Below are 7,364 nucleotides of genomic sequence, written 5' to 3' on the forward strand. Positions count from 1 at the left end.
CCTTGAATTGAAATGCAACAGTTTTTTTTTTGTTTTTATTCTTATCTTGAAAACGCAATGCCTTCATCGAAACCAGGTTTAATCGCCGTACCGGCCTCTTATTGCACTGTAGGTATCATGGACGTTTTTCAATGGGGCGTCGCAGCCCGCCCCTTGGTAGCGCAACATGATTTGTTCGTATGCTGAACATCCGAGCTTTTGGGGGAGGGACTCAGGAAGCAGGAATTCCATCATGATGGATATTTGTTCCTGGGAAATGCCGGGTTCCTGGACGCTTCGGCTTGGCTGTATAATTGTTTGGCTCTTCGATGGTTGCCATTGTTTTTTCAGAAGCAAGGCTTCATTCTTGGAACGGCCTGGATATTTGGGATCGTTTAGGTGTTGACAGATTTCGTCAATGTCAGCTCCATTTTTGATTGCTTTTGCGGCATTTCTCCCGCCTGTGTTCCATCTTCCATGATATAGCGCGCTCAGTAATACAATTCTCTGTTCTTCCGTCAGAGCTACAGGGTCAAGGCCAACTATTTTTAGTAACCTGTCAAGTTCTTCTTCATTATCGTCAACAATTTGAGATGAAAAGGCGCGTGCAGCCGTGTCGGAAACACTTGGACTTTGGGAGGATTCCCATTTTTTGTTGAGCGGTCCCAAAAGGCGAACTAGCTTCCGTCCGCGGTCCGATAATTCGAAGGTACTTATAGTCTTTTTACCACCAGAGAAGTCTGGTTCTGGTGTATGATTAATTGCGTTCACTGTATCGGTGGCGAAGTCTTTTATTTTTAAAAATTCAGGTGAATCGGTTCCAAGCACGTTTTCAATTGCCGCTAAATTTTTTTTGTGGTCAGAAAATTCGCGACCGTTCGTTTTGTTGCCATCGTCTTTACGTGCAAGTAGAGCGATACCTTTACCTATTGTTGGGATTCCGACAGTGTCAAAATAAACCGTGGTTCTGAATCCTTCGTTACCAAGTAAGAACGCGTCCCGCAGATTCCGATATTTTGTATTCGTCTTATATGTGCCGTCCATTTGGACTCCATTACCATGCATTGTTTACGTTAAACTTAAATGAGCAGGATAGTTCCTGTCCATCTTGGTGGTCCTGGACAGCGCCAACAAGAAGCCAATTGTCGTAAGATGTAGATTTTCGTACTTCCCAAAACATAACATCAGTGTCAAGGGTTATTAATCCAGAAAATTCGGTAGGCCCCTCTATGGTATTCTGAGGTTGATCTAAGAGATTGTCTTCCCAATATTCAAATGAATAAGCTCTCTCACCGTTGGGTGAAATCCATAACAATCCGTCCATGCCAAGCTTTCTTTTCTCCAAAGAAAAATACTTGTCATCAAGGTCAAATAATATGGTGGCCAGGATTATTCGTTTGTAGCCGGTATTTGTGGTCGGTTCACTAAACATTAAGTTTGCCGAGTCCTTGCGTATCCCTCCGAATTCGAAGAATGGCTCCTGTTGATCCCACATATAGGCAAAGTTGTTCCGATATATTTGGGAATCCTCAACGATATTGCCTTGAGCAAAGAAAAGTTGCTGATTGTGAAAGGCCATTTCACGCAATTGCTGATATAGTTCGAGTTTCTGTTGCCGGGTACTTGCATGGACCGTCGGTTCGGGTACGCTGGCCTGCTGCAGATTTTGCCAAATGAATTCACAAACCTCGGGTTTGTCTGTCTTGAATATTTCTGAGATTTCTACATTTTGGGCCTTTCGTGCAAGCTCTTTGAGTTGCGCAAGTTGCTCTGAGAGCCGTTCCATCACTGCGTCTTTTGATGGGCCTGAGGCCGTGGGCGCGGACGCGCGGGCTAATTTGAGCTTGTGTCCTAATTCCCTGATTCGTAATTCATAGTTGTCTCTAAGACACTCTGGCTTGACGGCGCACGGTGAGGCCTTTGGTAGGGTCCTTAACATGTTTAACCAATTGCGCTGGTCCCTGATTAAATCATTACGTTCATCGGGGCGGTCCTTTAGTTCAGTCTTTGTTTCCGCATACAGCTTTGCTATCTGTTCATCCAACGTTGAAAGACCGGCATCGGAGCAAATGGTTTTCTCCATGATAGTCTCTGCTTTTTCACAATTGAAACTCGCCGAATGGGCGGGGATTGAATTGCAACCGAATATAAGCAAACTGAATATCCATATTTTGTGAACATTATTTACGTGGCGCACTGTAAATTTTTGACTAATTTTCATAAGTATGCGTTCCTTTCGATAAAAAACTCCAAAATAGTCACGAGCCCTCGCTTAAACTCCAGACTTTCCCATTGCCTTGGAGGGCAGCTGATACATTAAGTCTGTGTAAAAATCATTAATGATAGCTTCGGATTCACTCAGAAATTCGCTCCTTTAATGTCAATCATAAAATGGCCGCGTAATCAGAACTGGCGTTTATGACGTTCATGCCTTTGCGGGACAGTTGGTTGCCAAGCCGTCCTCCGGGATTTCTGCCTCGTTCTTTTTCCGGCTATAACCGCGGTCTTTGGCCCACCATCAGGGGATAGTCGTAGACGGCTCCATTCTGGAGGTCCTCGACCCGGGTGCGGATAAAGAAGGCTTCAGAAACAAACTCCCGCAGAAAATGGTTCAGGACGGCTCCGAACAGATAGACATCGCCCGGCCCGTCGAAGCAGGCGCCGTTCAGTTTCAGTTCCATGGTCCAGCCCTGACGCCACTCTCCCCGGATGACGCGGCCAAGGGGTTGGGCGCGAAAGCCCACCAGACCCTGAAGGCGTTGTTCCAGGGCGTTGGTGGTGCGCCATTGGGTGCTCACGTTGGTACCGGCCAGATTCAGAATGGCTCTCAGGCCGGCGGCCGTGAGCAATCTGGGATTCTGTATGGACAGACCCAGAAAGCGCCAGGCACGATTGTCCAGAAAATCGCCAGCCATGGCGGTAGTCGCCGGAATGCAATTGGCAAATCGGGCAAACGGGGGCGAACTGTCCGTGGGCAGGCAGATATCGCCGGGCCGCAGCTTGTCCGGCAGTTTGCCGTTGGTGCAGAGCAGATCCATGTTGAGAAGGATTTCTTCATACCTGCCGGCCTCCTGAGTCAGACGGACGCGCAGGGTGGTATCCAGCCCCGGCCGCAGCGGAGAGACTAGCCGCTTGATCTGAAAGGTACAGCTATTGGAGGAGGGCCAAGGGGCCTGCCAGGTCGGCTCGAAGGGCAGGCGGGTGGCGGGTCCCTGGATGATACCCTCCACCTTTTGGATGGAATGCACCTCAAGGTGAGCTGCGTCGTGCCGGTCCGAAAGGACGGGGTGATCCATCGGCTGGGCGGTTTTCATCAACACCTTGCTGCGCACGGGAAACAGGTTGACCGCGGGAGTGGCAAAGAGGACAAAATTATCCGCCGTCACCGGCCCGGGCCGAAACGGCAAAGTGTCGAATTCGAAGCGCAGGGTGAAACGGCCCTCCTTGCCCCGCTTGGTCCAGGATTCCCAGCCGGTGAGTTCCACCAACAGAAATTTTTCCGGCAACAGGGTAAAGTCCCGCAGAATGCGCCCTCTGGAAGGCGGGCAGGATGCAAAGGGGTTCAGGCTTTCATTATCGCCAAACCCCACCGTTTGCAGACAGGCCGGGTCCAGGCTGACGGCGTCTGTTTCGGAACCACTGAAAAGGACCACGCGGCTAAGATGGCGGGTCAACAGCAGGTACAGATTGGCAGCTTGCGGGTAATCCCCGGCCAGATAAAAGCGCAGGCGCTGCGGCTGCCAATCGGTCAAAGAGATGTTTTTCAAAACTATATGCAGGGTTATGGCCGCCGCACGCCCTTCCGGCCCGGAAAAGGCGGCATGTTCAACGGTCAGGGGATGGACCTCGACCGGCAGGCTGGTGGTAAACTGGCAGCTGGTGCCTTCCAAGGGGACGGAGTCGAGTTGAACGCCCGCGGGCACGGTCTGAGAAGTGGTGAGATGAGGCTTGGGCGTAAAGGTGACGACCGTGGCCGCGGCAACTGGCTCTAAATGCTCGGGAGCAATGGCCTGAAGGATCTCCTGAATCACCTCCGGCACATCGTCTTCGAGCTTGCGCCGCAACAGGGCGCAGTACAGGGCGGTGCCTTCCAGGAGGCGCTCGACGCCGGGGTCGGCGTGGGGGCCGCTGACCATGGGCGCCAGGTTGGGATGCCCGGCGACGAAACGCTCGATCTGGTCGGTCAGACCGGCGCGTTCCCGGCGGTAGAGGTCGACCAGGGTGCCCTCCGACGCGGCCGGCCGCGGGTCGGGCAGGGTGGCGCCCTCCGGCGCGGTGTTCTGTTCCGGCCAGGGCGCGGACGGAAACAGGGTGCGCATCTCGCCCAGGGTGTCGCCGGCGAAGCACCAGGTGTTGAGGCCCAGGCGGGCCTCGGGATCGCCCAGGCGCAGGGGCCGGGCCTGACCGGCGGCCAGGATCAGTTCCAGGTCGTATTCCAGGGGGTCGGGCAGGTAGAAGGCCACCAGCCGGCACAGTTTTAGATAGCGCGGCGTGCCTGGCACCAGGCTGTTGTAGTCCTCCCAGCTCAAGGGGCCGATGGCGATGCGGAACTTGCCCATGACATCGTCCATGTGGCTGCCCAGGACGGCGTCCACGCCGAGGCGGCAGCCGGACAGGCCCAGGCGCAGGCGCTGGTCCTCCGGGATGGGCACCCGACGGCGGATGTTCTGCAGGATGCGGATGTTCGGTTCCTTAAGGCTGTCCCGCAGCAGGGACTGCAACCCGGAGGGGGAGCGGGGAAACTGGCTCAGCAGGCCGGCGTAGCGCAGCAGGGAAAAGGCCTCCGGCACGCTTTCGGCCAGCTCTTTTTCGCCCAGGCCGATGAGGCAGAACAGCCGCTGTCGGGCGGCGGCGCTGTTGTCTTCCACCACCTGGTGCAGGAGGTTGTATTTGCTCCAGCATTCGAAATACAGGTGATAGAGCCGTTGATGTACGACATCGAAAAAATGGCGCAGCACCGAGCCATCGCCGGCCTGCTCCTCCAGCAATTCCTCGGTAAAGAAGGTGGGCAGGGGGGATGCGGAACCGTAGAGGCCGAGAAAGGTCGCGGTGATGCGCAAATCGGCGGCGTCCCCCTCGACCTTGGCCACGTCGGCAGCGGGAAAGGCCAGGGACAACTCGGGACGGATTCGCACCCGATCCTGCCAGGGCACCTCGGGCGGCGTGACGCCGCCGTGCTGTTGCAGGTAGCGCCGGGCCAGGCGCAGCACCTGGACAAAGGAGAACTGGTGGCCGTGCGCCAGCAGGTCGTCGAGCAGCGGCGAGTCGGTTATTCCTGACGAAGGGGCCATGGGTAACGCCCTCCTTTCCACAGATCCCGTACCATCAGCCGGGTAAAATCGTTGATGGCCGAGTAGCGAGCGAAAAACCGTTCGAGGATGCAGCCGAACAGGTACAGGTCGCCCGGTCCGGAAAAGTGATCGAGACGTGCCTTGAAATGGATTTCGCTGCCCCTCACGGATTGGCCGTCCTGTCGGTCCGCGCTGTTGAAGATGAGGATTTCTTCCAAGCCTTCGATGCGCTTGAGGTTGGCGGCCGTCGCGGCGGTGTTTGCCTTTCCGTCGAAAATATAGAGGCGCAGCAGGGTGGCGACGTTATCTTCGCACCCCATGGGCATCTCGTTCAGATAAAGGTGAGTGGTCAGGTGCCACAACATGCCCGGTCCCAGGGGCGGTAACACTCCGGGCTGAATTGCCGTGATGTTGCGACCGGCGACGGCAGGAGGAAGTCCGGTGCCGGGACGGTGGATATCGCCGAGACGCAGGCTCTCCGGCAGGCGGCCGTTGCTGCAGGTGACCTCCAGGGACAGTATTTCGCCTTCAGGAAAAGGCGTTTCGGCGGGATAGGCCAGATTCAGACAGGTATGATAATCCTGTCCGGATGGTGACAGTTCCGGATAGACGTGGTAGGACGGCACCGGTTTTTCGTTTTCGCCAAACAAGTGAAAGGGCGCGTAGTGGCGCTCTCGGCCCGTGGCGGGACACAGGCCCGTGACCCTATCGACGGAATGGATGGGCCGGTGTGCGGGCCTGGAACCGCTGGGCCGCAGTCGATAGGTATGGGTGCGATGGTCGGCGAAAACCGGATCGGCGTCATGGGCAAACAGGTTGATGGCCGGAACCGTATTGAGGGCGAAGCTGCCGCGTGCGATGCGAGACGGCGCGAAGGGCAGATCGTCCAATTGAATGCGAATGCGGAAATCGGTCCCAGTGCCTCGCGAGGTCCAGTTTTCCCAGCCGGCCAGATCGAAGGCCAGAAATTTTTCCGGCAGGTGGAAATATTCCTGCAACAGGCGAAAGCCGGCAAAGGCATTGGGCGGGTAGGGGAACAGCGCTTCCTCTTCTGCATAACCCACCGGGCGCAGGCAGGTTGGCGGCAGGGCGATGGAATTGGTCTCATCGGCACAAAGGGTGATCTGGCGGGCATGGACGCAGAGCAACAGAAACAATTCCGTGGCCGAAGCCCGGTCGCCGGCGAGAAACAGGCGCAGTCGGCGCGGTTGCCATTCGGCAAGGGTCAGACCGTGCAGTTGCAGGGAGAGGACGATTTCCCCGGCCCGGCCGGATCCGTTTTGCAGGGCGGCCTCCTGTAATTCCAGAGGATGAACATCCAGATCCTCGGTGGTGCGAAACAGGCAGGGCGTGCCATCCACCGGCATCGAGGCCAGTAGGCTGCCGGCGGGAACCGTGACGATGCGGCCATGGGATTTCGGCGTGCTGAATTCGAGCATGGTGCAGGCTGGAAGGGGCCGCGGATAGTGGGGCAGCAGATGCTGCACCAAGGTGCGGGTGAAATCCGGGCGACTTGCAATAAGGCTTTGTTCCAGAAGGTCCTTCAGGAAGGCCACGCCATCCAGGGTACGCTCCACGTCCGGGTCGGCCGACGGACCGCTCAGCAACGGCGCCAGGGACGGGTAGGCATGGGAGAAGGCCGCGCTAAAGGCTTTGAGTTGCTGCAACTGGGTTTGAAATGATGGACAGAACAAGCGGGGCCTCATGACAGGTTAAGAACCAAAACAATCAAGGGAAAACGGAAATACGGCCATCCGAACTCACCGTCGTCTCCAGCAACACCTGGCCTTCGCCTTCGATGGCCAGGCAGCCGACAATCTGAAAGCGCAGAGCAAGATCGTCGTCTTCCCGGGGAACGAAGGTCACCTTGGCTCCGGCAAGCCGTGGTTCATACTTGCGAATGGCACTGCAGATACTCTCTTCGATTTGCTTGATGGAGTCGGGAAAGTCCTGCAGATACCCGACGAAGTCCGGCGCACCGTAATCCTCGGCAAGGGGCACATTGCCCTGTCGGGTGTTGAGAATGCACTGCAGATGCGCCACCACCGAATCGATGCAGCGTTTGCGGCTTTGTTTGCCGCGCCGCATCGGTTC

General features: G+C 56.2%; 5 protein-coding genes. All 5 read right to left on the reverse strand.

All coding sequences use genetic code 11. The features are described from left to right. Positions 1 to 78: 78 nt before the first annotated feature. Positions 79 to 1,023: a hypothetical protein gene (locus tag JQN68_RS09495; RefSeq protein WP_225073789.1), complete on the reverse strand. Its 945-nt coding sequence runs from the start codon at positions 1,021 to 1,023 to the stop codon at positions 79 to 81. Between the two features lie 10 nt (positions 1,024 to 1,033). Beyond that, entirely contained in the window at positions 1,034 to 2,062 is a 1,029-nt protein-coding gene (locus JQN68_RS09500) for a lysozyme inhibitor LprI family protein (protein WP_225073788.1), read from the reverse strand. A gap of 409 nt (positions 2,063 to 2,471) precedes the next feature. Continuing rightward, the gene (gene tssF, locus JQN68_RS09505) at positions 2,472 to 5,270 is read right to left on the reverse strand and encodes a type VI secretion system baseplate subunit TssF (protein ID WP_249621144.1); all 2,799 of its coding nucleotides are present in this window, start codon (positions 5,268 to 5,270) and stop codon (positions 2,472 to 2,474) included. Next, complete coding sequence (tssF, locus tag JQN68_RS09510) at positions 5,249 to 6,964, reverse strand: type VI secretion system baseplate subunit TssF (protein ID WP_249621145.1); 1,716 nt, start codon at positions 6,962 to 6,964, stop codon at positions 5,249 to 5,251. Before tssF (JQN68_RS09510) ends, tssF (JQN68_RS09505) begins: the two co-directional genes overlap by 22 nt. Positions 6,965 to 6,998: 34 nt before the next feature. Next, positions 6,999 to 7,364: type VI secretion system baseplate subunit TssE (tssE, locus tag JQN68_RS09515; protein ID WP_225073854.1), on the reverse strand; the 366-nt coding region annotated here is incomplete at its 5' end.

The sequence above is a fragment of the Desulfuromonas sp. CSMB_57 genome (genome assembly GCF_020194955.2).
Classification (GTDB): domain Bacteria; phylum Desulfobacterota; class Desulfuromonadia; order Desulfuromonadales; family Syntrophotaleaceae; genus JAFCIY02.

Bases quoted from the DNA above. Each gene is read 5' to 3' on its own strand.
- JQN68_RS09495 (WP_225073789.1), bottom strand. From the start codon at position 1,023: ATGGACGGCACATATAAGACGAATACAAAATATCGGAATCTGCGGGAC.
- JQN68_RS09500 (WP_225073788.1), bottom strand. From the start codon at position 2,062: ATGGAGAAAACCATTTGCTCCGATGCCGGTCTTTCAACGTTGGATGAA.
- tssF (WP_249621144.1), bottom strand. From the start codon at position 5,270: ATGGCCCCTTCGTCAGGAATAACCGACTCGCCGCTGCTCGACGACCTG.